The sequence below is a fragment of the Rhizobacter sp. P3_C12 genome (assembly GCF_056402735.1).
In genome coordinates this window covers 1-865 of record NZ_JBFUGW010000630.1, presented here as the reverse complement: position 1 = coordinate 865, position 865 = coordinate 1, and the positions used below count along the sequence as shown (strand labels likewise).

1 protein-coding gene and 1 pseudogene are annotated in these 865 nt (G+C 67.3%); one reads left to right on the top strand and one right to left on the bottom strand.

Going from position 1 to position 865, the window contains the following annotated elements:
• On the bottom strand, positions 1-502 hold a 502-nt coding region (locus AC1DXV_RS35070; RefSeq protein ID WP_477938108.1), incomplete at its 3' end, for an Orn/Lys/Arg decarboxylase N-terminal domain-containing protein.
• A 136-nt stretch (positions 503-638) separates the two neighbouring features.
• Between AC1DXV_RS35070 and AC1DXV_RS35065 the strand changes: the two are divergent.
• Positions 639-865: pseudogene (locus tag AC1DXV_RS35065) on the top strand (NfeD family protein); the annotation flags it as partial.

Below are 865 nucleotides of genomic sequence, written 5' to 3'. Positions count from 1 at the left end.
GCCACGAATACGAGCCGTCCTGCGCGTAGTCGACCAGCGCGCGGAAGAACGGCGGCGCGAGGCCGTCCATGTACGACTTGGCTTCGCGGATGATGTGGCGGGCCACGAACTCCGGCGTGTCCTCGAACATGTGGATGAAGCCGTGCAGCTCGCGCAGCACGTCGTTGGGCAGGTGCTGCGAGGTGCGCGTCTCGCCGTAGAGGTAGATCGGGATCTCGGCGTTCTTGAAGCGGATCTCTTGAATGAACTTGCGCAGGTTCAGCACGACCGGGTCGAGCTCGGGGCCCTGCGTGAACTCGTTGTCGTCGATCGACAGGATGAAGGCGCTGGCGCGGCTCTGCTGCTGCGCGAACTGCGACAGGTCGCCGTAGCTGGTGGCGCCCAGCACCTCGAAGCCCTCTTTCTCGATGGCCGCGGCCAGCGCCCGGATTCCCAGGCCCGAGGTGTTCTCGGAGCGGAAGTCTTCGTCGATGATGACGATCGGAAAGTTGAAACGGAGCATGGCCACCTCTGGAGGGCAACGGAATGAAGGCGCGAAGTGTAGGGCCGATCGATGACAGGTGCGGGGTGCGCCTTACACTGCCGACCTGCGTGCGGGGTGGACGCAACAGACCTTCCAACAAGGAGAGCCCGTGGACATGAGCCCGTCAACGTTCTGGTGGGTGGCCGCCGGGGTGGCAGTGGCCGCCGAGCTGGCCACCGGCACCTTCTACCTGCTGATGTTCGCGCTCGGCCTGGCGGCCGCGGCGATCGCGGCGCTGCTGGGCTTCAAGCTGCCCGGCCAGCTGGTGATGGCCGCCGTGGTGGGCGGCGGCGCGGTGGCGCTGTGGCACTGGCGCCGCATGCAGCAGCCGCCGGCCGGCCC